We start from the raw sequence: 1,405 nt of genomic DNA, 5'->3' as shown, positions 1-1,405 counted from the left end.
GTACAAAGGTATTAATATTAATTAGTTATTATAAAGGGGACATCATAATGAATAAACAAGATGGTTTTATAATGGATTTATGGGAAAAAATATTTAGCTTCTTATCTAAAATATCTATTTTTACTTTACTTAGATTTATAAGAAAAAGAATGGGGAAAGAAATTACATATACCTTTGTAGATAGTTGGGTTTTAGGAAATTTAATTTTATCTATTTTAAGTTCAATAATAGTATATAATTTAACATCTGAATATGAAGTTTTGTTGTTTATTATATTTGGGTATGGAGTTTTAAGAGTTTTCGAAGTGATAATATATCAGATAAATGTTTTATTATTTGACCCATATAGATGTAAGAAGCAAAATAAACCTTATAAAATAAAATCTAAAAGTAGAATGGTTTTATTGTTGCTGCATAATTATGTTGAGATAATGTTTTGGTATTCAACTATGATGATAACATTAGTAGTACTGATTTTAGGTAAAGTAGATAATTCGTGGATGAGTTATATAAGATCTAATATACTTTGTATAGTAACATTTGATAGTAATGTTGTTATTGAAGCTACAGGTAAAACTTTTCCTTATTTATATACACTAGCTTTCTATGAGATTATGTCAGGAATTATTATGACAGTAATATCATTAGCGAGATTTGTTGGTATTCTTCCTGATGTAGAAGAAATAGATTCATAGAAAATGTTCTTGTTATAGTTTAATAATCTTAAGATTATATTAATTTTGTGAAACGTGTTATTTGGAGTAAAATATGAGCTATATACTTTCAATATAATGTTTGTTTTATATAGCCAACATTTAAATGTGGGCTGAGAAGTGTAAGGTTATTAAATATAGCGTTAAGCAAGTAGGTCACAATTAATTGTGACCTACAGCTAAAACAACAATTAAAACAACAAATAAAACAATAATAGAAATGGAGAGGAATAATGGTTAATAATAATGAGGAGTATTTAAAGGGGAAATTGGAGTGGGTTAAATACAGGATAGCAATGTTAGATAAAATGGAACAAAAGTTAAGAGAAATGAAGAAGTTGGTTCAATATGTTAAAAATAATGATTTAGATGAAGAAGAAATCAAAGAGATAAATGTTAAATTAAATAGATTAAAGGATGAAATTGTTCAAATGGATGAAAAAAGTAAGATTTTTTGGATGGATAATCAATAAAGAAATGGAAAGTCTGAATTCATATGAACCTATAATTTTATCGTTTAATGAAAATTATTGTAGCGGAGAATTTATTTTCCGTGATTTTTTTTAATTCATAGAAAAGTATATTCCTTGTCAACAAAATCTACTTAATTTAGGTTCAATTGGTCTGTAGGTCACAATTAATTGTGATTACAATTAATACCTTTAGTTATAATTATTTGTGGCTATGATAAA

General features: G+C 24.9%; 2 protein-coding genes. Both read left to right on the top strand.

Going from position 1 to position 1,405, the window contains the following annotated elements:
• On the top strand, window positions 1-695 hold a 695-nt coding region (locus tag TR13x_RS10810), incomplete at its 5' end, for a hypothetical protein (RefSeq protein WP_207641740.1).
• 251 nt (window positions 696-946) lie between these two features.
• On the top strand, window positions 947-1,186 hold the full coding sequence (locus TR13x_RS10805) for a hypothetical protein (protein ID WP_054871946.1): 240 nt from the start codon (window positions 947-949) through the stop codon (window positions 1,184-1,186).
• Window positions 1,187-1,405 lie beyond the last annotated feature (219 nt).

This window comes from Caloranaerobacter sp. TR13, assembly GCF_001316435.1.
Classification (GTDB): Bacteria; Bacillota; Clostridia; order Tissierellales; family Thermohalobacteraceae; genus Caloranaerobacter.
The sequence above is the reverse complement of the archived record's forward strand: the minus strand, read 5'-3'. Positions and strand labels throughout refer to the sequence as shown.

Bases quoted from the DNA above. Each gene is read 5' to 3' on its own strand.
- TR13x_RS10805 (WP_054871946.1), top strand. From the start codon at position 947: ATGGTTAATAATAATGAGGAGTATTTAAAGGGGAAATTGGAGTGGGTT.